This window comes from Streptomyces sclerotialus (assembly GCF_040907265.1).
Classification (GTDB): Bacteria; Actinomycetota; Actinomycetes; order Streptomycetales; family Streptomycetaceae; genus Streptomyces; species Streptomyces sclerotialus.
This window is the reverse complement of sequence record NZ_JBFOHP010000002.1, coordinates 7,149,906-7,172,377: the sequence shown is the minus strand read 5'-3', so window position 1 is coordinate 7,172,377 and position 22,472 is coordinate 7,149,906. Positions and strand designations below refer to the sequence as shown.

At 73.3% G+C, this 22,472-nt stretch carries 21 protein-coding genes, 1 tRNA gene and 1 riboswitch; of the genes, 8 read left to right on the top strand and 14 right to left on the bottom strand.

Annotated features, from left to right (window positions below):
• Nucleotides 1–92 precede the first annotated feature (92 nt).
• Nucleotides 93–788: a CE1759 family FMN reductase gene (locus AAC944_RS31565; protein ID WP_030612321.1), complete on the bottom strand. Its 696-nt coding sequence runs from the start codon at nt 786–788 to the stop codon at nt 93–95.
• A complete protein-coding gene (locus AAC944_RS31560; protein WP_030612324.1) occupies nt 785–1,885 on the bottom strand; it encodes an LLM class flavin-dependent oxidoreductase in 1,101 nt (366 codons plus the stop codon). Before AAC944_RS31560 ends, AAC944_RS31565 begins: the two co-directional genes overlap by 4 nt.
• Before the next feature lie 208 nt (nt 1,886–2,093).
• Here AAC944_RS31560 and AAC944_RS31555 point away from each other — a divergent pair, with 208 nt between their 5' ends.
• The 3 genes from AAC944_RS31555 to AAC944_RS31545 are packed head-to-tail and all read left to right on the top strand — an operon-like array spanning nt 2,094 to nt 4,386.
• On the top strand, nt 2,094–2,876 hold the full coding sequence (locus AAC944_RS31555; protein WP_368396583.1) for a triose-phosphate isomerase family protein: 783 nt from the start codon (nt 2,094–2,096) through the stop codon (nt 2,874–2,876).
• Complete coding sequence (locus tag AAC944_RS31550; protein WP_030612329.1) at nt 2,873–3,325, top strand: RpiB/LacA/LacB family sugar-phosphate isomerase; 453 nt, start codon at nt 2,873–2,875, stop codon at nt 3,323–3,325. The genes AAC944_RS31555 and AAC944_RS31550 overlap by 4 nt, the downstream gene beginning before the upstream one ends.
• Before the next feature lie 50 nt (nt 3,326–3,375).
• Entirely contained in the window at nt 3,376–4,386 is a 1,011-nt protein-coding gene (locus tag AAC944_RS31545; protein ID WP_030612332.1) for a zinc-dependent alcohol dehydrogenase family protein, read from the top strand.
• A gap of 42 nt (nt 4,387–4,428) precedes the next feature.
• Here AAC944_RS31545 and AAC944_RS31540 read toward each other — a convergent pair whose 3' ends face one another.
• The 3 genes from AAC944_RS31540 to AAC944_RS31530 form a co-directional block, all read right to left on the bottom strand.
• Entirely contained in the window at nt 4,429–5,454 is a 1,026-nt protein-coding gene (locus AAC944_RS31540) for a HEAT repeat domain-containing protein (RefSeq protein ID WP_030612335.1), read from the bottom strand.
• Between the two features lie 3 nt (nt 5,455–5,457).
• Nucleotides 5,458–6,129, bottom strand: a complete 672-nt coding sequence (locus tag AAC944_RS31535) for a HEAT repeat domain-containing protein (RefSeq protein ID WP_030612338.1) — start codon at nt 6,127–6,129, stop codon at nt 5,458–5,460.
• Nucleotides 6,130–6,241: 112 nt separating this feature from the next.
• Nucleotides 6,242–7,792, bottom strand: a complete 1,551-nt coding sequence (locus tag AAC944_RS31530) for an AMP-binding protein (RefSeq protein WP_030612341.1) — start codon at nt 7,790–7,792, stop codon at nt 6,242–6,244.
• Nucleotides 7,793–7,941: 149 nt separating this feature from the next.
• On the opposite strand from AAC944_RS31530, the gene AAC944_RS31525 reads away from it, so the two are divergent.
• Entirely contained in the window at nt 7,942–8,517 is a 576-nt protein-coding gene (locus tag AAC944_RS31525; RefSeq protein ID WP_030612344.1) for a TIGR03086 family metal-binding protein, read from the top strand.
• A 100-nt stretch (nt 8,518–8,617) separates the two neighbouring features.
• On the opposite strand, the gene AAC944_RS31520 is transcribed toward AAC944_RS31525, so the two are convergent.
• Nucleotides 8,618–8,791 carry a hypothetical protein gene (locus tag AAC944_RS31520; RefSeq protein ID WP_196942923.1) on the bottom strand — a complete coding sequence of 58 codons (174 nt, stop codon included), beginning with the start codon at nt 8,789–8,791 and terminating at the stop codon, nt 8,618–8,620.
• Nucleotides 8,792–9,062: 271 nt separating this feature from the next.
• Between AAC944_RS31520 and AAC944_RS31515 the strand changes: the two genes are divergently transcribed.
• Complete coding sequence (locus AAC944_RS31515) at nt 9,063–10,496, top strand: lipase maturation factor family protein (protein ID WP_030612347.1); 1,434 nt, start codon at nt 9,063–9,065, stop codon at nt 10,494–10,496.
• Here AAC944_RS31515 and AAC944_RS31510 read toward each other — a convergent pair.
• The 6 genes from AAC944_RS31510 to AAC944_RS31485 form a co-directional block, all read right to left on the bottom strand.
• Nucleotides 10,399–11,478: a tetratricopeptide repeat protein gene (locus AAC944_RS31510; RefSeq protein ID WP_030612352.1), complete on the bottom strand. Its 1,080-nt coding sequence runs from the start codon at nt 11,476–11,478 to the stop codon at nt 10,399–10,401. The genes AAC944_RS31515 and AAC944_RS31510 overlap by 98 nt on opposite strands.
• A gap of 199 nt (nt 11,479–11,677) precedes the next feature.
• Nucleotides 11,678–12,388 carry an ATP-binding cassette domain-containing protein gene (locus tag AAC944_RS31505; RefSeq protein ID WP_030612354.1) on the bottom strand — a complete coding sequence of 237 codons (711 nt, stop codon included), beginning with the start codon at nt 12,386–12,388 and terminating at the stop codon, nt 11,678–11,680.
• Nucleotides 12,385–13,431 carry an ABC transporter ATP-binding protein gene (locus AAC944_RS31500; protein WP_030612357.1) on the bottom strand — a complete coding sequence of 349 codons (1,047 nt, stop codon included), beginning with the start codon at nt 13,429–13,431 and terminating at the stop codon, nt 12,385–12,387. Before AAC944_RS31500 ends, AAC944_RS31505 begins: the two co-directional genes overlap by 4 nt.
• Entirely contained in the window at nt 13,412–15,247 is a 1,836-nt protein-coding gene (locus AAC944_RS31495; RefSeq protein WP_078888452.1) for an ABC transporter permease subunit, read from the bottom strand. Before AAC944_RS31495 ends, AAC944_RS31500 begins: the two co-directional genes overlap by 20 nt.
• A gap of 26 nt (nt 15,248–15,273) precedes the next feature.
• A complete protein-coding gene (locus AAC944_RS31490; protein WP_030612362.1) occupies nt 15,274–16,755 on the bottom strand; it encodes an ABC transporter substrate-binding protein in 1,482 nt (493 codons plus the stop codon).
• Nucleotides 16,756–16,819: 64 nt separating this feature from the next.
• A complete protein-coding gene (locus AAC944_RS31485) occupies nt 16,820–17,809 on the bottom strand; it encodes a CPBP family glutamic-type intramembrane protease (protein ID WP_368396582.1) in 990 nt (329 codons plus the stop codon).
• 132 nt (nt 17,810–17,941) lie between these two features.
• Nucleotides 17,942–18,114, top strand: a riboswitch (cobalamin riboswitch).
• Between the two features lie 52 nt (nt 18,115–18,166).
• Between AAC944_RS31485 and AAC944_RS31480 the strand changes: the two genes are divergently transcribed.
• Nucleotides 18,167–18,832: an ABC transporter ATP-binding protein gene (locus AAC944_RS31480; RefSeq protein WP_078888453.1), complete on the top strand. Its 666-nt coding sequence runs from the start codon at nt 18,167–18,169 to the stop codon at nt 18,830–18,832.
• Nucleotides 18,833–18,904: 72 nt separating this feature from the next.
• The gene (locus AAC944_RS31475; protein WP_030612370.1) at nt 18,905–19,795 is read left to right on the top strand and encodes a DUF72 domain-containing protein; all 891 of its coding nucleotides are present in this window, start codon (nt 18,905–18,907) and stop codon (nt 19,793–19,795) included.
• A gap of 29 nt (nt 19,796–19,824) precedes the next feature.
• On the opposite strand, the gene AAC944_RS31470 is transcribed toward AAC944_RS31475, so the two are convergent.
• Nucleotides 19,825–20,811, bottom strand: a complete 987-nt coding sequence (locus AAC944_RS31470) for a Rossmann-fold NAD(P)-binding domain-containing protein (protein ID WP_030612373.1) — start codon at nt 20,809–20,811, stop codon at nt 19,825–19,827.
• Between the two features lie 144 nt (nt 20,812–20,955).
• Here AAC944_RS31470 and AAC944_RS31465 point away from each other — a divergent pair.
• Nucleotides 20,956–21,029, top strand: a tRNA-Met gene (locus AAC944_RS31465).
• Between the two features lie 214 nt (nt 21,030–21,243).
• Here AAC944_RS31465 and AAC944_RS31460 read toward each other — a convergent pair.
• Nucleotides 21,244–22,059 (bottom strand): SigB/SigF/SigG family RNA polymerase sigma factor, encoded by an 816-nt coding sequence (locus tag AAC944_RS31460; RefSeq protein WP_030612376.1) that lies wholly within the window; start codon nt 22,057–22,059, stop codon nt 21,244–21,246.
• Nucleotides 22,060–22,472: the final 413 nt, after the last annotated feature.

The following is a 22,472-nucleotide window of genomic DNA, read 5'->3' as shown; positions in this document are numbered from 1 at the left end:
CCCGTGCGGCCCGCGCTGACCCCTAGATTCCCAGGCCGGGGTCAGCGCGTCGATGACCTCGGAGGTCATGGCGGGCATGCGGCACACGGGCCTCAGCCCGCGCGCAACGCCGCCAGCTGCTCCTCGAACGGCACGACGGTGTCGAGGTCGTCGGGGCCGTCGGGGCCGTCCGGGCCGTCCGGGCCGTCGGCCTTCACGGGCCCGCCCGCCCGGCCGGCGACGGGCGCCGTACCCGCGCCCGCGCCCAGGAGCCCGGCCAGTTCCCCCGCAGCCCGTTCGATGCGTTCCGTGAGTGCGCCGCCGGGGCCGCCGCCCGAGCCCCAGTCCTCGGACGCGGCGTACACCGCGGTCGGTACGACCACCGCGCGCAGATACGCGAAGAGCGGGCGCAGGGCGTGCTCCAGGGCGAGCGAGTGCCGGGCCGTGCCGCCGGTGGCCGCGATCAGTACGGGCTTCCCGGTCAGCGCGGTGTGGTCGACGACGTCGAAGAACGACTTGAACAGCCCGCTGTAGGAGGCGGTGAAGATCGGCGTGACGGCGATGACGCCGTCCGCCTCCGTGACCGCCTCGATCGCCTCGGCGAGGGCGGGCGAGGGGAAGCCGGTCACCATGTTGTGCGCGATGTCGGTGGCCAGGTCGCGCAGTTCGACGACGCGGGCCTCCACCGGCCGGGCCGCCCCTTCCGACAGCTGCTGCCGGGTGGCCCCGGCCAGCCGGTCGGCGAGCAGGCGGGTGGACGACGGGACGCCCAGCCCCGCCGAGACGGCAACGATCCTCAGCGGCTTCATTCCGCCACCTCCTCCAGGGCCGCGGCGTCGCGCCGGGCGACGCGCTCCGCGTGCGTGGGCCCGTCCGGCACCTCGGCCGGGCGGTTCTTCGCGAACTCCTTCCGGAGCACGGGGACGACCTCTTCGCCGAGCATGTCCAGCTGCTCCAGGACGGTCTTCAGCGGCAGGCCCGCGTGATCCATCAGGAACAGCTGGCGCTGGTAGTCGCCGAAGTACTCGCGGAATTCGAGGGTCTTCTCGATGACCTGCTGCGGGCTGCCGACGGTCAGCGGGGTCTGCTCGGTGAACTCCTCCAGGGAAGGGCCGTGCCCGTAGACCGGCGCGTTGTCGAAGTACGGACGGAACTCGCGTACCGCGTCCTGGGAGTTCTTCCGCATGAACACCTGGCCGCCGAGGCCCACCATGGCCTGCTCGGGGGTGCCGTGCCCGTAGTGCGCGTAGCGGTGGCGGTAGAGCCGGATGAGCCGCTGGAAGTGGTGCTTGGGCCAGAAGATGTTGTTGGCGAAGAAGCCGTCGCCGTAGTACGCGGCCTGTTCGGCGATCTCCGGGCTGCGGATCGAGCCGTGCCACACGAAGGGCGGCACGCCGTCCAGCGGGCGGGGCGTCGAGGTGAAGCCCTGGAGCGGGGTCCGGAACTTGCCCTCCCAGTCGACCACGTCCTCGCGCCACAGCTTGTGCAGCAGGGCGTAGTTCTCGATGGCGAGCGGGATGCCCTGGCGGATGTCCTGGCCGAACCAGGGGTAGACCGGGCCGGTGTTGCCGCGGCCCATCATCACGTCGACGCGGCCGTCGGCGATGTGCTGGAGCATCGCGAAGTCCTCGGCGATCTTCACCGGGTCGTTGGTGGTGATCAGCGTGGTGGACGTGGAGAGGATCAGCTTCTCCGTGCGCGCCGCGAGGTAACCGAGCATGGTGGTCGGCGAGGACGGCACGAAGGGCGGGTTGTGGTGCTCGCCGGTGGCGAAGACGTCCAGGCCGACCTCCTCGGCCTTGAGCGCGATGGCGAGCATCGCCTTGATCCGCTCGTGCTCGGTCGGCGTCCGGCCCGTCGTCGGGTCGGTGGTGACGTCGCCGACGGTGAAGATCCCGAACTGCATGGTGGCCGCCTCCGTACGGTCCGCGAGGGCTCGCGGTAGTTGAATCGTGAACTACTCGGCCAACCGTATCGGACCCCGCGACTATTCCGCATCTTCACCCCCGCCCCGCCGCGACGGGACACCGAGCAGAAATAACACCGATCCCGTGAAGTTCACGTCTTGATTTGAGAACTTCACATGTGCTTTTGTTTTAAGCATCATGAACGACGTGATCTCTGACCGCCGCCGCCCCGTGGTGGGCGTCTCGCTGAAGCTTTACTTCGGTCTCGCCGAGACCCGGAAGTGGCTCGCCGACGTCGCCGCGCTGGCCGGTACCGCCGCGCTCGGCCGGCACGCCGTCGACCTCTTCGTCCTCCCCTCCTTCCCGGCCCTGGCCGACGCCCGCGAACTGCTGGCCGGTACCGGGGTGGCCTTCGGCGCCCAGGACGTGCACTGGGCCGAGTCCGGCCCCTGGACCGGCGAGGTCTCCGCGGGGATGCTCGCCGAGGCCGGCGCCACGTACGTCGAGGTGGGACACGCCGAGCGGCGCGCGCACTTCGGGGAGACCGACGAGACCGTGCGCGCCAAGACCCGCGCCGCCACCGCCGCCGGGCTGATCCCCGTCATCTGCGCGGGCGAGCGGGACGGCACCGACCTCGCGGCGGCCGTCGAGGAGACGCGTCAGCAGGTGCGGGCCGCGCTCGCGGGCGCCGTGCCCGGCAGCGAGGTCGTCATCGCCTACGAACCGGTCTGGGCGATCGGCGCCACCGATCCCGCGCCCGCCGCGCACGTCCTGACCGTGGCCGCCGCGATCCGCGCCTGCCTGGACGCCCACGACGTACGCGGCCGTCTGGTCTACGGCGGGACGGCCGGGCCCGGCACGTACGAACGGCTCTCCGCCGGCCCCGTCGACGGCCTCTTCCTCGGCCGGCTCGCCCATGACACCGAGGGCCTGCGCCGCGTCCTCGACGAGATCGCCCCGTCCGACCACTCCCAGGGAGACCACCCATGACCTACCGCATCGCCATCGGCTGCGACGACGCCGCCGTCGAGATGAAGGACGCGATGATCGCCCACCTCAAGGGCCTCGGCTACCCCGTCACCGACCTCAGCGCGTCCCCGGACGAGGACTACCCGGACGTGGCCGAGCGGGTCGCGCGCAGTGTCGCCCGCGGCGAGCACGAGCGCGCCGTCCTGGTCTGCGGCACCGGCATCGGCATGGCCATCGCCGCCAACAAGGTGCCCGGCATCCGTGCCGCGCAGATCCCGGACAGCTACAGCGCCGAGCGGGCCCGTAAGTCCAACGACGCGCAGGTCGCCTGTTTCGGCAGCCGCACCATGGGGGTGCACGCCGCGCTGGTGTGCCTGGACCACTGGCTGGTCTCCGACTTCGCCGGCGGCGGTTCAGCGCCCAAGGTGGAGAAGATCAAGCAGGTCGAGACCCGCAACCTGGTCGCCTGAGCCGTCCCCTCCCCCGCCCCCTCCCGTCCCTCCCGAAAGGCGGTAGCACCATGCGCGCAGTAGTCATCGAGGAACCGAACAAGCTGTCCGTCACCACCGTGCCCGACCCGACGCCGGGCAGCGGCGAGGTCGTCGTGAAGGTCACCGCCGCCGGGCTGTGCGGTACGGACGTGCACATGCTGGCGGGCGAGTTCGGGCCGACGCAGTACCCGGTGATCCCCGGGCACGAGTTCTCCGGCGAGATCGTCGCCGTGGGCGAGGGCGTCACGGACTTCGCCGAGGGCGACAAGATCGCCGCCGATCCGGCGGTCTACTGCGGCGCCTGCCACTTCTGCGCCATCGGCCGCGGCAACCTCTGCGAGCGGTGGGGCACCATCGGCATCACCGTGGACGGTGCCGCCGCCGAGTACGTGAAGGTGCCGGCCCGCAACTGCTACCGGCTGCCGGAGACCGTGGAGCTGCGGCACGCGCCGCTCATCGAGCCGCTGTCGACGATCGTGCGCGGCTTCGACATCGTCGACCCCAAGCTCGGGGACCACTTCCTGATCTACGGCGCGGGCACGATGGGGCTGCTCTACCTGCAGGTGGCCCAGCGCGCCGGGGCCGGCTCGGTGTCCGTCGTGGACATCAACGCGGACCGGCTGGAGGTGGCGAAGAAGCTGGGCGCCGACCAGGTGGCCACCAGCGCGGACGACCTGGCGGGCCCCCGGCTGGGCTGGCAGGTCGTCACGGACTGCACCGGCAACGTCAAGGCCATCGAGGACGGGCTGACCCGGCCGATCCGCGGCGGCACGTTCCAGCAGTTCGGCTGCGCGCCCGACCAGGAGATGGCGCAGTTCTCGCCGTTCCGGATCTACAACGACGAGATCCGCATCGTGGGCTCGATGGCGATCCTGCACAGCTATGGGCGCGCGGTGGAGCTGCTGGGCAAGGGCGTCATCGACGCCGAGATGATGATCACCCATCAGTTCGCGCTGGACGAGTACGCCGAGGCGCTGGCGACCTTCAAGCGCGGCACCGGCCGCAAGCTGCAGATCGTCCCGGACAAGGCGCCCGCCTGACGCGCCCCGGCGACGGCCCGGAGGCTCCTGCCCCGTCCGGCCTCAGCCCCCGCCCGCCCTTCGCTCTCGTGCCTCGCGCAGCTGGAGAATGTATGTCGCGGTGAGCGCAACGGCGCGGTCCTCGTCATGGGACAGCTCTTCGAGGGCACGTGACGCCGTGCTCCCCGGGATGTCCGCGAGCGCCTGTGTCAGCCGCCGACGGGCAGACGATCCCACGGTGGCGCGGGCGAGGGCCTCGACGAGCCCCTCAGCGATCTCATCCGCCCACGCGGGATCGGTCGCCAGCGCGCTCAGCGCATCGGCTGCGCCGGCGTCGTCCCGCTCCTCGACGATCATGTCGAGGAGCGTCGGGACGGCGTCGGTCACGCCACGTGCCCCGAGCGCCAGAGCCGCGTACCTGCGGACCACGGCGTCGGGGTGGGTGAGGGCGTCCCGCAGCAGTGCGGTCGCCGCACCGTCCGGGATCTCGGCGAGGGACCGGACGGCACGTTTCCGCACTTCGGCCGCGGGTGAGCCGAGGCCCTCCGCCAGCAGTGCCGACCCGTCCTCCCCCGATTGCGCCAGAGCCCAGCGAAGGGCTCCGGCGACGTTCGGGTCCGACTCGCTCAGCACGGCCTCGACCAGTGCTTCCACCGGCACGGGAACGTCCTCGGCCGCGGACAGGGCCGCGCGCTGCCGCGTCCCCGCGCTCTTCGACCCCAACCCCTGGAGGAGCGCGACGGTCTGGAGGACGTCCTCCCAGCCGGCGGGTTCCGCGGCACCGATCCGGCGAAGCCGCGTGAGCAGCTCCGTCTCCGCCGCGATGCGGTCCCGCGTCTGACGGATGAGGTCGTCGACGAGGTCCGCGGGCGCGAAGCCGGGGTCGTCGAGCGCGCGCCCGACGTCGCGCAGCGACAGCCCCAATGACCGCAGGCTCTCGATGTGGAAGATCCGCCGGATGTCCTCGCCGGAGTACTCCCGATAGCCGGAACCGGTACGCCCCGTCGGCCGCACCAGGCCCAGCGACTCGTAATGCCTGAGCATGCGGGCGCTGACCCCGGACCGTCGCGCGACGTCACCGATCAGCACTGCCTACCGCCCCTCCTGGCCGGCCCCGCCGAGGGCCACGACGCGCTTCGCCTCCTCGATCGCGAACTCGAATCCGGCGTCCGGGTCGCGCCACAGCCGTTCCGTGGCGAACGCGTGCGCGCGCACGCGAGGGTCGGGATCCGTCGTCGCGGCGCCCAGTATCGGCAGCATCACCTCACCGAGCGCGATCAGCGCCCGGCTGAGGCTCAGCTGCGTCTCGCGTGCGCCGCGCCCGAGCTGTGTCGCCAACACTACGGCCAGCTCGCGCTCCGCACCTTCGGGGACGAGTACGACCGCTGCCCGCCAGGCGCTCCGGGCCACCTCGTCGTCGGCGTCGGACAGCAGCGCCGGTGTGATCACCGGCCACGCCCGCCGATCCCCGATCTTGGACAGCGTGTGCAACGCCTGGCTCCGTGCCTGCGCACGCCCCGAGCGGACTTCGTCGAGAAGCACCGGCACCGTCATCGATGCCGCGTGGCGGGTCAGTGCCCACGTCAGCATCTCGCGCACGGCGAACTCGGGTTCGGTCGCGCATCGCTCGACGAGCTTGCCGATGAACCCCGGGTCCGGGGCCGTACCGACCGCCAGCGCCGACCGCAGCCGAACCGACGCGCTGTCGTCCGCCAGCCCGCGGAGGGCTCGCATCGTGGTCGTGTCCTCTTTCGACATGGTCATGAGGACCACCTCCTCGGCGACAGTGAAGACCTTGTCACTGTGTCAAGGTCAAGCGGCCCGTGCGGCGCACAGGGTGGCATGCCCACTCCGATCGGCGGCGAAGGCCTTGCGCTCAGATCTTCGTGCCGTGCCCTTCCCAGTACGGCTCGCGCAGTCGGCGTTTGAAGAGCTTGCCGGACGGGTCGCGGGGCAGGGCCGCCTCGAAGACGACGGTCCTGGGGACCTTGTACTTGGCCAGCCGGGCCGCCACGTGGGCACGGACGTCGGCGGCCGTGAGTCCGGCGGCGGGGTCGGCCTGCACGTGTGCGGCCAGCGCCTCGCCGTACTCCGCGTCCGGTATGCCGAACACCGCGGCGTCCCGTACCCCGTCCAGGGAGAGCAGACAGCCTTCGATCTCGGCGGGGTAGATGTTGACCCCACCGGAGATGACCATGTCGTTCAGCCGGTCGCTGAGGTAGAGGTAGCCGTCCTCGTCGAGGTGGCCGATGTCGCCGATGGTGACGTAGCCGGGCAGGGCTGCGGACTCCATCGCGGCGCGCTTGGCGGCGTCGCCGAGGTAGGTGAAGCGCGGCCAGGTGTCGGCCGGTCTGAGATAGATCTCGCCGGTCTCGCCGGGCGGCAGCACCCGCCCGTCGGGCCCGAGCACGGCCACCCCGCAGGTGCCTTCCGCGCGCCCGACGGTCCCCGGGTGGGCCAGCCACTGTTCGCTGTCGCACCAGGTCACGGCGCCGGTCTCGCTGCCGCCGTAGTACTCGCGGAGGATCGGCCCGAACCAGTCGATCACCGCGTGCTTGACGTGCGGCGGGCAGGGCGCCGCCGCGTGCACGACCGAGCTGAGGGAGGACAGGTCGTACCGCTCGCGTACCTCCTTCGGCAGCCGGAGCAGGCGCACCAGCATGGTCGGGACGACCTGCACGTTCTCGATCCGGTGCGCCTCGATCAGACGCAGGAACTCCTCGGCGTCGAAGCGCGGCATGAGGGTGATGTCCAGGCCGCAGGCGACCGCGAGGACGGCGTGCTGGCTGGGCGAGGCGTGGTACAGCGGTGCCGGGATCATGGTCCGCCCGCCGGGGCGCACGGCGAAGTAGGAGAGGAAGTTCGCCACCGCCTCGGGCAGCGCGGCGGACGGGACCGGCTCGCGCAGCACGCCCTTGGGGCGGCCGGTGGTGCCGGAGCTGTAGATCACGGTGGAGGGGCGGTCCGGTACCGGGTCGGCCAGCGGCTCGTACCCGGCCAGCCAGTCGTCCAGGACCGGGTGCGCGCCGCTGACCGGGGGCGCGTCGAACCCGCAGGCCGCGGCGACCCCGTCCGGGACGGGTGCCTCGATGACATGCACGCCGGCGGGGAGGTGGGCGGTGACGGCGGGCAGCATGTCGGAGTGGACGAAGACGGCGCGGCTGCCGCTGTCGGTGAGGACGTGCGCCAGGTCGTCGTGGCGGAAGTGCCAGTTGACCGGCACCGCGGAGACGCCCGCCTGGGCGGCCCCCGTGGTGACTTCGAGATAGGCCGGTTCGTTGCGCATCACCACCGCGATCCGGTCACCCGGCGCGATACCGAGGGCGCGGAGCCCGGTGGCGATACGGGCCGCGCGGTTCTGGAAGGCGGGGTAGGGGCGTTCGTGGCCGGCGGAACGGATGGCGGCGGGTGCAGACGCGAGATCCATGCAGCCTCCAATGATGTTCGGCTCGCGCACATCAAACCGGCCGTACGGGAGATTGACCAGAGTGCTGACAGCACGTCAGTGAGACGCCCCGGCGCCACGGGCGCGCGTCGGAGGGCCGCCGCGGGGCATCGCTCCTATGCTGAGGAGGCATGGAGACCGACAACATTCTGCGCCGGCACGGCGAGGCCATCGCGCTGTTCGGGGACCGCGTCCACTCCGTGCGCGTCGACCAGTGGGACGCGCCGACGCCGGACACGGACTGGACGGTCCGCGACCTGGTGAACCATCTCACCGCCGAGCAGCTGTGGGTGCCGCGGCTGGTGCGGGACGGGGCCACCATGGAGGAGGTCGGCGACGAGTTCGACGGCGATGTGCTGGGTGCGGACCCGGTGGGAACCTGGGACCGGGCAGCGGTCGCGGCGGTCGCGGCGTTCAGTGAGCCGGGCGCCCTGGACCGGGAGGTACACCTCTCGTACGGCAAGAGCGGCGCCGCCCCGTACTGCAGTCAGATGACGATGGACGCGGTCGTGCACGCCTGGGACCTGTCACGGGCGATCGGCGCGTCGGAGGTGCTGCCGGGCGAGCTGGTGAGCCAGGCGCTGCGGGAGGTCGAGCCGTACGCGGCGGAGCTGAGCAAGTCGGGGATGTTCGCTCCGGCGATCGAGCCGCCGCCGGGGGCCGATGACCAGACCCGGCTGCTCTGCCTGCTGGGCCGCCGTCCGTAGGCGACGGCCCGAAGGGGTGCCGGCCGGTCACCCGGCCGACCGTACGCTTCACCGGCCGTACGCGTCAGCAGCCGTACGCGCCGGTCGACAGCCGTACGCGTCAGTCGATCCCGCGGAAGATGTGCTGCTCAGCCGTCGATTCGTCGTCGCAGCCCGCCAGGTGGACCGGGGCGCAGCGGCTCCAGACCTCCAGGTTGCGCACCTCCCGGATGCGCCCCTGGCGCTCGCTCTGCTTCGGTCGGGGCTGCTTGCTGATCGTCTGTTCCGGTGCCACCACGCACTCCTTAGCCAAAAGGGATGAGGTAACTGACGCGGTGGCGCCGTATGTCATAACCGGGAGTTCGGCCATGGTTCGTGGCGCATCCCGCGACGGGCCGAGGATGTCGGCATCTCCCAGACAGGTCGTCCGTCGCCCCTCAGCCTAACGACATGAGTTCCCCGCTGCGCGGTAATTACCGTCGACCGGGTCACAGGACGGAGAAACTGCCCCCGTACGGCCCGTTTCGGCCACGCCGACGACCCGCCGCGGTGCTACGGATAGGCATGTGGAGTGGTTTCCGGCATCCGAGTACTGGCTGGGCCGGCTGGTCTTCCAGCGGGCCCTGGCCGCGCTGTACGTGATCGCGTTCGTCTCGGCGGCGCTGCAGTTCAGAGCGCTGATCGGGGAACGCGGCATGACCCCGGTACCGGATTTCGTGCGCCGGGTGCCGTTCCGCAGGTCGCCGTCGGTCTTCCACTGGCGCTTCTCGGACCGGTTCTTCGCGGGCTGGGCGTGGGCGGGCGCGCTGCTGTCGGCTGCCGTGCTGGCGGGCGCCGCGGACGCCGTGCCGCTGTGGGCGTCGATGGTGTGGTGGGCCGCGCTGTGGGCGATGTACCTCTCGATCGTCAACGTGGGCCAGACCTGGTACGGCTTCGGCTGGGAGACGCTGCTCCTGGAGACGGGCGCGCTGGCGGTCCTCCTGGGCAACGCCCGCACCGCGCCGCCCGTCCTGGTGCTGTGGCTGCTGCGCTGGCTGCTGTTCCGGCTGGAGTTCGGCGCCGGGCTGATCAAGATGCGCGGCGACCCGTGCTGGCGGGACCTGACCTGCCTGTACTACCACCACGAGACGCAGCCCATGCCGGGCCCGCTGAGCTGGTTCTTCCACCGTCTGCCGAAGCCGCTGCACCGCGTGGAGACGGCCGCGAACCATGTGGCGCAGCTCCTCGCGCCCGTCCTCCTCTTCACTCCGCAGCCGGTGGCCACGTGGGCGGCGCTGGCGATGATCGCCACCCAGCTGTGGCTGGTGCTCTCGGGCAATTTCGCCTGGCTGAACTGGCTGACGATCGTGATCGCCGTCTCGGTCGTGGACGCCTCCGCCCTCGGCCTCGGCGGTCTCGCGGGGCCGCCCGCTGACCTCGCGCCGCCCCCGCTCTGGTACGAGGTCCTGGTCGTCGCCGCGACCGCGGCCGTCCTCGTGCTCAGCTACCGCCCGGCCCGCAATCTGCTCTCCCGCAGGCAGCGGATGAACACCTCCTTCGAGCCGCTGCACCTGGTCAACGCGTACGGCGCCTTCGGGTCCATCACCCGCGTCCGGCACGAGGTGGTGATCGAGGGCACCGCGGACGAGGTGATCACCGATGCCACGGAGTGGCGGGAGTACGACTTCAAGGGCAAGCCGGGTGACGTACGCCGCCTGCCCCGTCCCTTCGCCCCGTACCATCTGCGGCTGGACTGGCTGATGTGGTTCGCGGCGCTGTCGCCGGGCTACGCGAGCCGGTGGTTCGGACACTTCCTCGAACGACTGCTCGAAAACGACCGCGACACGCTGCGCCTGCTGCGCCGCAATCCCTTCCCGGACGCGCCGCCCCGCCACGTACGGGCCCTGTTCTACCGCTACCGCTTCACGACCTGGCGGGAACTGCGGGAGACCGGCGCGTGGTGGCACCGGGAGCCGGTACGGCAGTTCTTCCCGCCGACAGCTCTGCGCGAAAGGCCCTGACCATGTCCCGGGCGTGCCGCAGCCCGATCCGGGCGACCTCGCGCTCGACGTCGTCCAGCTCGGCGACCACCTCGTCGTACGGCCACCCCGTGTGCGCCCGGGACTTCACCAGCCCCAGCCGCGCGAGCGCCGTGCCCCGCGGCTCCGACATCGACCGGAACTCCGCCAGCGCGCCGCGGTAGACGACGGCGGCCTCCTCGTACCGTCCGGCCCGGTACAGCACGTTGCCGCGCATCTTGTGGTTGTACGCCAGCGCCCCCGCGAGATCCAGCTCCCGGCACAGCGCCTCGCCGCGGCTCAGCAGCCGCAGCGCCTCCTCGGTCTCCCCCAGCACGGACCGCACGTCGGCCACGCCCCGCAGTGACCAGGCGAGCCCCCGCCAGTCCTCGGCCCGCTCGGCGACCTGGGCCGACTCCTCGAACAGCGCCAGCGCCTTCTCGTAACCCCCCGTGTTGCGGTGCATCTGGGCTATCCCCGACATCGCCCACACCATGTGCCGCGCCTCACCGTGCGCCCTGGCCTGCGCCAGCAGCTCCTCGTGCAGCTCGGCGACGGCTTCGTAGTCCCCCTGTATCCGCCCGGTCTCGGCGAGCCCGGCCAGTGCGTACCCGTGCGCCAGGCGGTCGCCGCTCGGCTCGGCGAACGCGACGGCCGCCGCGAGCAGCCGCCGCGCGAGCGCGAGCCGCCCGCACTGGCGGGCGAGCGTGCCGCCGCTCCACAGTGCCCAGGCCATGCCGCCGGTGTCCCCGGCGGCCCGCGCGCTGCGGTAACTCGCCCGCCACGCGGCACCGGCCTCAGCGACCCGGCCGAGCCGCCGCCCGGCCTCCGCCTCCGCCAGCGCGGCCCGCGCGGCCTCCTGCGGCCCGCCGGCCGTCCCCCGGGCCCGCCGCGCCGCCGCGAGCACGTCCTCGTACGAGGAGTTCACACTCAACTCCGCCCCCAGCTCACCCTGATACTCCGGAGCGAATGCCTTCCCGTACATCGCGAGTCCTCCTGGTCACTTGCGTCGGTCAGGCACCGACGCTATGTGCCGAGGAAGCTGCCGGGCGTCCCTCCACCTGCGGTTATCCCGATCGCTCTCGGGATGTACGGCCGAGCTGCCGATCACCCCGGAGATGTACGGGGTGTCCCCTAGGGGGAGGAGCCGGGAAGCACCGGTGTACCGCCGGTGAGGGCCGCCGCTAAGCGCTCCCGGCCCCCGTGACGCGGCCGTCCCGCATCTCGACCGACCGGTCGGCGAAGTGGCGGACGACCGCCCGGTCGTGGCAGATGAAGAGGTAGCCGAGGGCCAGCTGGTCCTGGAGGTCGGCGAGCAGGTTCAGGACCCCGGCGCGGACGGAGGGGTCGAGGGAGGAGACCGGTTCGTCGAGGACCAGGAGACGCGGCTCCGACGCCAACGCCCGTGCGATACCGGCACGTTGGCACTGCCCGCCGGAGAGCTCGTGCGGGAAGCGGTCGCCGGTGGCGGGGCCGAGGCCGACCCGGTCCAGCAGCTCGTCGACCCGGGCCGGGCCCGACGCGTCCCAGCGGCCCTGGACGCGCAGGGGCTCCGCCACGGCGTCGCGGATGCGGTGCCGGGGACTGAGGGAGCCGTACGGGTCCTGGAAGACCGGCTGCATACGGGGGCGGATCGGCCGCAGCGCGCGGTCGCCGAGCCCGGTCAGCTCCACGCCCTCGAAGCGGACCTCGCCCGAGGCCGGGCGGCGCAGCTGGAGCACCGCCATGGCCGTGGACGACTTGCCGCAGCCCGACGGGCCGTTGAGGGCGAGCGTCTCGCCCGCGTCCAGGGTGAACGAGACGTGGTCGACGGCGGTGACGGTGCCGTACCGCACGACGAGGTCGCGGACGTCCAGCAGGGGCGCACCGGTGTTCCCGGGCACGGAAGTCGTCATGCGGGCTGCTCCAGGAACAGGCCGGACGCCGCGTACGGCACGTCGTCCCGGCGATGGCAGGTGACCTCGTGGCCGTCGCCGGCCGGCCGCGGCAGCGGCTCCTCGGTACGGCAGCGGTCCTCGGCCAGCGGACAGCGCGGCGCGAAGGCGCAGCCGGGCGGCAGCCCGTCCGGGGCGGGCGGAGCGCCGGGGATGACGGGCAGCCGCCGGCCGGTGCGGCGGCCCCCCGGCCCGTCCGGCGGCAGCGAGGCGAGCAGCCCCGCGGTGTAGGGCGCCCGGGGGCGGTCCAGCACCTGCCGTGCCGGCCCCTGCTCGACGGGACGCCCGGCGTACATCACCAGCACCCGGTCGGCGTGCTCCCTGACCACCGCCAGGTCGTGGGTGACGAGCACGAGGGCGGCCCCGGCCGCCGCCCGCCGCTCGCCGAGGACCCGCAGCACCTGCTCCCGCATCCCGGCGTCGAGGGCGGTGGTGGGTTCGTCGGCGACCACCAGGGCCGGTTCGTTGACGGTCGCCATGGCGATCACGGCGCGCTGCCGCATCCCGCCGGAGTACTCGTGCGGGTACGCCCGTGCCTTGCGCGCGGCGTCGGCGATGCCCACCCGGTCCAGGGCGGCGACCGCCCGTGCGCGGGCCTCCTTGCGCGAGACGCGGGACACCGACCGTACGGCCGCGGCGAGTTGGTCGCCCACCGGGTGTACGGGGGACAGTGCGGACAGGGCGTCCTGCGGTACGAGGGCCACGCGCCGGCCGCGGAGGGCGGCGACGGTCCGGGGAGCGGCGCCCACCAGCTGGGTGCGGGCTCCCGTGCTCTCCCGGAGCCGTACGCTCCCCGTGGCCGTCGCGCCGCGCGGGAGCATGCCGAGCAGCGCCCGCGCCGTCAGCGACTTGCCCGCGCCCGACTCCCCCACCACGGCCAGCGTCCGGCCGGCGCTGACGTCGAAGGACACGCCGCGTACCACGTCGGTGCCGTCGAAGGAGATCCGGAGGTCGCGTACGGAGAGGAGCGGATCGGCGTGCTGATCACGGTGCGGTGCGCTCAACGGACGTCTCCTTCCGGGGAGTTGCGTCGAGGTGGTGGGCGGGACGGGAGGACCGGCCGGAGCGGGTGGCGCGGCCGGTCACGGCGCCACGGAGGCGGGCGGGGCGGCCGTCCGACGCCGGGCGGTCGTCCGCGTACGCCGCCGTCGACACCGCGAGGCCCGCCAGCAGGGCCAGCGCGACGGCCGGGGCCAGCGCCGCCCACGGGGCCCGCTCCACGTACGCGCGGGACTCGTCGAGCAGCAGCCCCCATTCGGGCGCGGGCGGCTGGGCGCCCAGTCCGATGAAGCCCAGGGAGGCGAGGGCGAGGGCGATGCCGGGCAGGCGGAGGACCGCGTGCCGGGTGACGGGCCCGGCGACGGACGGCAGCACGTGCCGGGTCAGGATCCACCAGGGCGGCGCGCCCATGGCCCGTTGGGCGGTGAGGAACGCCGACGCGCGGACCTCCTGCACCAGGACCGCCGCGTGCGCGGCGAGCGGCGGCCAGGAGATCAGGGCCACCGCGAGGGCCGCGCCGCCCGTGCCGGGCCCTGCCGCCGCCGCGACCAGAATGCCGACGATCACCGGGGGCAGCGCGTTCGCGATGTCCGCTGCGCCGGTCGCCACCCCCGGCAGGAAGCCGAGGGCCAGCGCCACCAGCAGGCTCAGCGCGCACACCGCGGCCGCCGTGCCGACCGTCGAGGCCGCACCGTGCCCGAGGCGGGCCAGCACGTCACGGCCCAGTCCGTCGGTACCGAGCGGATGCGCCCACGACGGGGCGAGCAGCCGGGCCGTGGTGTCCACCGCGTACGGGTCGCGCAGCAGACCCCAGCCGATGGCGGCCGGCAGGACGGCACCCAGCACCACCGGCACCGCCGGATGCGCGCGCACCGGACGCGGCGCGGGCAGCGTCAGCCCCGCGTCGCGCAGGGCCGGGCCCAGGAGCCTGCGCCGGACGAGTGCCGCCAGCGCGCCCGCCGCCAGGCCGAGGGCGAGCAGGGCGAGCACGGCGCCCTGGAGCAGCGGCAGGTCCTGGGACTTGGCCGCGCCCAGTGCCGTACGGCCGATGCCGGGCACCGCGAAGACCGTCTCCACGGCGACCGCGCCGCCGGTCAGGCCCACGGCCGCCATGCCGAACTGCGGGACGAGGGGCGGCAGTACGCGCCGGAGCGCCGCCGCCGCGATGCGGGCCCGCCCGGCCCCGGCGCCCCGCCACAGCGCCACCCACCGCTCGTCCAGGACGGCGGGCAGCGCGTCCGCGACGAGCCGGCCCAGCAGCCCGCCGGCGGGCACGCCGAGGGCGACCGCCGGCAGCACCAGGTACTGCGGGCCCTGCCAGCCGGACGTGGGCAGGACGCCCAGCCACACGCCGCACACCAGGAGCGCGACCGTGGCGAGCAGGAACTCGGGGACGGCGGCGAGCATCGCGGCGAGCGCCCCGGCCGAGCCGCGCCCCCGCACCAGCACCGGCGCGACCAGGACGCAGGCCAGCAGCACAGCGACGCCGAAGGCGGCGGCCATCAGGCCGAGGGACACCTGGAGCCCGGCGACCACGGACGGCAGGACGTCGGTGCCGGAGACCCACGAGGTGCCGAGGTCCCCGCGCAGCACCCCGAGAGCCCACCGCCCCAGCGCGGACAGCGGCCCCACGTCCAGTCCCAGGTCGGCGCGGATCGCGGCCAGTGCCTCCGGGGTCGCCTCCTGCTCGGCCGACCGGGCTCGCAGCACGGTCAGCGCCGGGTCCCGGCCGGAGAGCCAGGGCAGCAGTCCGACCGCCGCCACCACACCGGCCAGGCAGAGCACGCGGACCGGCCCGGCGGCGCCGACCGGCCGCCTCACGAAAGATTCTCTGCGACGTTCGGGGCTCACTTGATGCGGGTCTCCGCCGTGACCAGCTCGCGCTCGCGCGGGTCGTGGGCCGCGCCCGTGACGCGCGCGGCGTCGCCCTGGATCACACGCTCGTGCAGCAGCGGCACCGCCGCATCCGTCGCGAGCACCGCCGCCTCGGCCTCGACGACCGCCTTGCGGCGCGCGTCACCGACCTCGTGCCGGCCGGCCTCGGCCAGCGCCTTGTCGGCCTTCCCGTCGGCGAGCTGGGAGATGTTGAAGGAGCCGTCGGACCCGAAGTCGCTGTAGAGGTAAGCGGCCGGGTCGCCGGAGTCGAGGACGGTCGCGCGGGAGAGGAGGAACGCGTCGAACTTGCCCGCCAGGGCGTCCGACTCGATGTTGGCGTACTCGCGGATCTCCAGCTTCACCTTGAAGCCGGCCTTGCGGAGCTGCTGCTGGAGCGTCGCGGCGACCTCGGGCAGCTCGGCCCGGTCGGTGAACGTACCGATGGTGATCGTCTTCCCGGGTGCGGCACCGGCCGCCGTCCGCTTCACCGGCGTCCGCAGACCGTCGGCCCAGGGGAGCGCGGGGCCGAGCAGTCCCTCGGCGACATCGGCCCGGCCCTCGTACACGCCCTTGACGATCGACTTCGCGTCGATCGCTTCCCGGACCGCCGCCCGCGCCGAGGCGTCCTCGAAGGCGCCCTTCCCGGTGTTGAGGTACAGCGTGTTGGTGCGCGGCATCGGCACCTCGGTGATCAGGTCCTGGTCGAGCACCGCGGCCTGCGAGACCGGCACCGCTTCCACGATGTCGGCCTCGCCGCTGCGCAGCGCCGCGGCCCGCGCCGTGCCGTCGGGTACGAAGGTCACGTCGATGCCCGGGGCCTGGGCCTTGCGACCCCAGTAGCCGTCGTAACGGTCGAGGGTCGCCGAGGAGGTGCCGTGGACGTCGGTGAGCTCGAAGGGGCCGGTGCCCGCGCCGACCGGGTCCACCGTCTTCTTCCCGTACGCCCTGGCCGCGAGGACCGACAGCTGCGGCGAGCTGAGGCGCTGCGGGACGAGCGGGTCCTCCTCGGCGGTGGTGACGACGACCGAGTCGCCCCGGGTCTTCGCGGTGAGCTCGACGCCGTCGAGGATGCGGGGCTTGGGGGAAGCGGTCGCGGCCCTGGTCAGGGAGCGGACGACGGCCTCGGGCGTGAGCCGGGTGCCGTCGTGGAAGGTGACGCCGTCCCGGATGGTGAACGTCCAACTGCGGCCGTCGCGCCGCCAGTCGGTGGCCAGCGCGGGCTTCGCGTTCCCGTCCGCGTCCAGCTTCACCAGCGTCTCGGCCGTGGACCAGCGGGAGAGCTTGAAGGCGTCGTCGGAGAGCGGGGAGAGGCCCGAACGCGGCGGCTGCATCATCGCCACGCGTATCCGTTCACCTTCGGAGGACGTGCCACCGGGACCGGACGACGCCGAGAAGCAGCCGGTGAGCAGTACGGAGGCCACGGCTAGGGACAGGAGGCGGGCGGGCAGGCGCACGGAACTCTCCGGTAAAGGGACGGTCAAGAGGAGACGGGAAAAGGTAACACGATGACAATCGTTTTCAATAGTTCCCGTTCTCCGGACCGCGGCCGAAGCGCCTGCACACCGCGAATCCGGCGGCGGCGAGCAGCAGGTACGCCGGTACGAGCAGGACCGCGTCCGGCGTCATGAGCTCCGCCGACCAGCCCGCGCCCCGCGCGTCGCCCTCCAGCAGGAGGCGATTGACGCTCAGGAACGTCAGGTGGGCCCCGATGGCGGCCCAGAGCGGGGACCGGCGCACGGCCGTACGGGCCGCGACGAGGGTCAGCCCGAAGACCGCCAGCAGGATCAGGTAGTCGGCCGGGGGCTGCCCGTCGGGCGCGAAGCCGATCGGCTGCGGAGCCCGGCCGAGCAGCCGGGCCGTCCCGGCTTCCACGACCGTCGACGCCGCCGGCACCAGCAGGAACACCGCCGTGGTGCCCAGTGCGGTGACCGTGCCGCCGAAGCGCTCGCGCAGGGCGGTCCAGGTGTGGCCGCGCAGCGTCGTCTCCTCCGGCAGCGCTTCGAGCAGCAGGGCGACCACCGCGTTGGAGACGAGGAACCCGGCGAGGGTGCCGAGGTCCGGACTCGACCAGCGCAGCATCCCGCCCGCCGTGGCCGCGCCGAGTACGAGTGCCGCCGCTGCCGCCGTCACGCCGACGCCCGTCAGGAACGCCCGTACGCTCGCGCCGGGGCCGCCGAAACCGAGCGGAGCCGCCGCGCGGCGCCGGTGCACGGCGACGACGACCGGCACGGCGAGCACACTGACGAGTGCGGCCGGGATCAGGCGCGCCGCCAGGCCCGAGGCACCGACGCGGTCGGCGACGGCCGTGCCCAGGGTCGTACCGCATCCCAGCGCGACGGCCATGACCAGACCACCGGCCAGGGCCCGGCCCACCGCCGCCGTACGCGACGTGGTGGGGGCGGGGCGGGGAAGGTCCGCCGTCCGTCGTTCTCTGATCGTCCCGCTCCGCCGCATACCTGCCCGGACCTCGCGTTCGTACCTCGTGTCGCCGACTCGTACCTCTGGCATCGTCGCCGTCGGCACCGCCTCCGACCTCCTGCTCAGGAGGGAAAGCCGGCTACATCCTTCGGTCTACGCGGGCGGGAGCTCCCACCTCCGGTCGCCGGCCGGTGCCGTGAAGTGCCTGTGGTAGCTGCGTGGGCCAGTCGTACCTTGCATGCGCATGTGCACATGTATGGGTCAGGGAATCCGGTGCGAATCCGGAACTGACGCGCAGCGGTGAGGGTGACGGGCGGGGCATCGGCCACTGGACGGCGCACGCGGTCCGGGAAGGCGTCCCGTCCGGGTGACCCCGAGTCCGAAGACCTGCTGGCGGCCTCCGGTGCGTGCCGCGCCGGGGGGAACACCGCAGACCGGGCTTCGCCAGTGCTCGCCCCGGACTCCGGCACCGTCACCCTCGACGGCCGCCGGCTGGGTGACACGGGCCGCCGGACGGTCGCCCGGCGCGTCGCCGTGGTCGACCAACAGGCCGAAACCCGGAGCGCGTTGACGGTACTGGACGTCGTACGCCTGGGCCGCGTCCCGCACCGCAGCGCATGGACGCCGGCGTCGGCGGCGGACGAGGAGGCCGTCCGTACCGCACTGGCCCGAACCGGCATGGCCGACAAGGCACACCGGCACTGGCACACCCTCTCCGGCGGCGAACGCCGGCGGGCCCAGATCGCCCGCGCCCTCGCCCAGGAGCCGCGTGAACTGCTGCTGGACGAGCCGACCAACCACCTGGACATCCGGCACCAGCTCGACCTGCTGAACCTGATCGCCGGCCTCCGCCTCACCAGCATCATCGCGCTGCACGACCTGAACCTGGCGGCGATGTACTGCGATCAGCTCGTGGTCCTCAAGGAGGGCCGGGTGGTGGCCGGCGGCACCCCGCAGGAGGTGCTGACCGAGACGATGGTCGCGGGCGTGTACGGGGTACGCGCGCGCATCACCCGGTCCGGGCCCGAGGACCGGCCCCACATCCGCTTCCTGCACACGCACACGTCCGCCCCCGCTCACCCGCCTGCCTCCGGGACGGGCCGGGGGCGGTGACCGGGAAGGCCGCTGGAACGCCGATCGCCACGCAGCACGGCTGCTCCCCGCGACACGGGGTACGCGGGCGCCATGAACAGCAGTGGGATCGCGGTCGGTACGTGTTCGTGGACGGACCAGGCGCTGGTACGCAGCGGCTGGTATCCGCGGGGACGCCGGGACGCGGAAGGCAGGCTGCGGTACTACGCCGAGCGGTTCCCCGTCGTGGAGGTCGACGCCACGTACTACGCACTGCCCAGCGCGCGGAACAGCGCACTGTGGGCGGAGCGCACACCGGACGGCTTCCGCTTCGACGTGAAGGCGTTCTCCCTGCTCACCGGGCACCCCACTGCACCGCACGCGCTCCCGCCCGGCCTACGGCCGGCACGCGAGCGGCCGGGCGCCGCGCGGGGCACCGACCCGGCGCTGCTCGACGAGGTCTGGGACCGGTTCGGACAGGGGCTGGAGCCGCTGCGCCGGGCCGGCCGCCTCGGCACGCTCCTCTTCCAGTTCCCGCCGTGGTGCGCGCCCGGCAGCCGGTGGGAGACGTTCCTCACCGCATGCCGGCAGCGGACCGAAGGGTGGCCCGTGGCCGTCGAGTTCCGTCACCCGGCCTGGTGGCAGGGGGACCAGGCGGAGCGGACGACGGCGCTTCTCGCGGAGCTGGGCATGGCGGCCGTGGCCGTGGACATGACCCGGACGCTCCCCCGTTCCGTCCCGCCGGTCACCCCGGTGACCTCTGCGCACACGGCGGTGGTCCGCTTCCACGGCCGCAGCGCCTCGTGGGGCAGCGGCAGCAAGGAGGACCGCTTCCGCTACGCCTACGCACCGTCGGAGCTGGCGGAGTGGGTACCGCGCATCCACGACATGGCCGCGCGGACCGACCGGGTCCACGTCCTCTTCAACAACTGCTGCGGGGACGCGGCGGTACGCGCGGCGGAACACATGCAGCACCTACTGGCCGGCGCCGGCCACCGCGGCTGAACACCACACCGCGGCCGGCCCCGCCGCCGTCAGCCGAGCGCGTCGAGCAGCTCGCGCTCGCGCGCCGCGCTGAGCCCGGCCCGGCGCGCGCGGTCCAGGCCCTGCTCCCGCTCCCAGCGCAACGTGTCGGCCAGCAGCTCCGCCGGGGGCCGGTGGCGCAGCCCCGCGGCACGCGCCGCGGCGCCGCTGCGCGCCGACCACCCCTGCCAGCCCGGCTCGACCAGCCACATCGGCAGCGACTCGGCCCCCATGTACTCGGCCACGCCCTGCGCGAGCAGCCAGGCCGAGTCCGCGGTGACCACGGGGCCGGTGTGGCCGCCGACGGCGCGGGACAGCTCGATCCACTCCGCGAACGGCACGACCGGCCCGACGGCGTCGTACGTCCCGGCGCGTCCCGCCTCCGAGGCGTCGAGCACCCAGGCCGCGAGGTCCCGCACGTCGACCGCCTGGGTCGGCATGTCCGGTACGTCGGGCACCAGCATCGGCCCCAGCGGATCGCGCGCGGCCCTGGCCACCCAGTAGCCGGAACGCCCGCTGTGGTCCCCGGGTCCTCCGATGAGACCGGCGCGCACCACGAGGAGACGGTCGCCCACGGCAGCGGCCGACGCCTCCTCGCAGGCGGCCTTCGCCTCGCCGTACGACTCACGGCCGGCCTCGCTCCGGCCGGTGGGAGCGAGGAGGGGAGCGGACTCGTCGGCACCCACGGTGGCGTGCGAGGCGTACGCGCTGATGGACGAGACGTAGACCCAGTGCCGGGCCCTGCCGCCCAGTGCGTCGAGCGCCCCGCGGACGAACCCGGGCTGCCACGACACCTCGACGACCGCGTCCCAGTCACGGCCGGCCAGCGGCGCGTACGCCGCCGGGTCGCGCCGGTCGGCGCACACCAGCACCGCGCCGTCCGCCACCCCTCCGCTCTCGCCTCGCGCGAGGCACGTCACCTGATGGCCGCGCCCGATCGCCTGTCGCGACAGCTCCCGCCCCAGCCAAGCCGTCCCACCCAGCACCAAGATCTCCATTGCGCCACCCAAGCACCGCCCGCCCGTTCCCCGAACGCGGTTCGCTGTCAGCGGAGTTCACAGTGACGGTGCCGCGCGGCGGTGCCCCGCCTCCGCCGCGATTGGGCTTTCGACCGGACCATAGCGTAGGGTTGCATTCACCGACGCGGGGTGGAGCAGCTCGGTAGCTCGCTGGGCTCATAACCCAGAGGTCGCAGGTTCAAATCCTGTCCCCGCTACTCATCGCAGCCGGCCCCTCGACACTCGTCGAGGGGCCGGCTGCTTTCGGTGTCACCGAGGTGTCATCGAGGTGTGGCGTTCAGGCCGCCTCGCCGGCCGCGCTCGGCCGGCGGACGGTGTGCCGGCCGGGTGCGGCCGGCGCCGGGCGGCCGCGGCGTACCAGGAGTCGGTACGCCGCTGACCGGACCCGGATCGTGAGCAGGCGTGCCGTCCTCACGCCGCGGCACGCTCGCCACGGCTCTCGCCGATGCGGTCGGCGATCTGGCGGCAGGTGCGGGAGATGATGCGGGAGACGTGCATCTGGGACAGGCCCAGCCGCTCGGCTATCCGGCTCTGCGTCATGTCGCGGAAGAACCGCAGGTAGAGGATCTCCTTTTCGCGCTCGGGGAGTTTGGTGAGGTACGGCTTGACCGCTTCCCGGGCGACGACCAGGTCGAAGCCGGCCTCCGGGGTGCCGAGGGTGTCGGCGAGCGAGCAGCCGTCGTCGCTGTTCTGCAGCTCCGCGTCCAGGGACAGGGGACTGAAGCTGTTCAGGGCCTGCGAACCGAGCAGCACGTCCTCGACGGGCATGCCGGTGTGCTCGGCGATCTGCTCGGGGGTAGGGCCGTGGTCGTCGATGCTGCTGGTGAGTTCCTGACGGGCGGCGCGTACGCGGTTGCGCAGTTCCTGGACCCGGCGGGGCACGTGCACACCCCACATGTGGTCCCGGAAGTGGCGCTTGATCTCGCCGATCACGGTGGGTACGGCGAAGCTCTCGAAGGCGTTGCCGTGCGCGGGGTCGTAGCGGTCGACCGCCTTGACCAGCCCCATGGCGGCCACCTGCTGCAAGTCCTCCAGGTTCTCACCGCGGTTGCGGAAGCGGAGTGCGAGGCGCTCCGCCATCGGCAGCCAGGCACTGATCACCCGGCCGCGGAGCTCCTGCCGCTCGGGGCCGTCCGGCAGGGCGACCAGGCGGCGGAAGTCCTCGGCGGTGTCGGGAGCGTCGTCGTGCGGGTGCCGGCCGCGGCGCTGGGGAGCGGCCGGCGTCACCGCCCGCGCACTCCGGCGCTGCCGCTTGATGCCGCGGGGCTTGTTCGGCGGCCGGTTCGGGGCCTGGTCGGCGCGTCGCCGCGCGGCCCGTGCTTCCGTGCCGCCCTGCGGTGCCACCGCTCCGTCCGACGCCTGCTCCGCCGCGCCGGCGAGCTGACGGTCATCGATCTGAACTGTGTTCTGCGTCTTCACGAGCATGGTCCGGGCTCCTGGGTCAGCAAGTCGTTCTTCAGGACACTTCATTCACCCGTGGGAGCGTGGCCAGGCAGGCTCGCCGGGCGGAAGTCACACTGCTCCCACGGGGCGTGCCTACGGGCCGAAGCACGTAGTCCCTGCTGCCCCCGGCCTGCCCCGGCAAACAACCCGCTGAAAATTTTTCGCCGGGCGTCCGGTGTCCGTGCTGAACGGCCTTG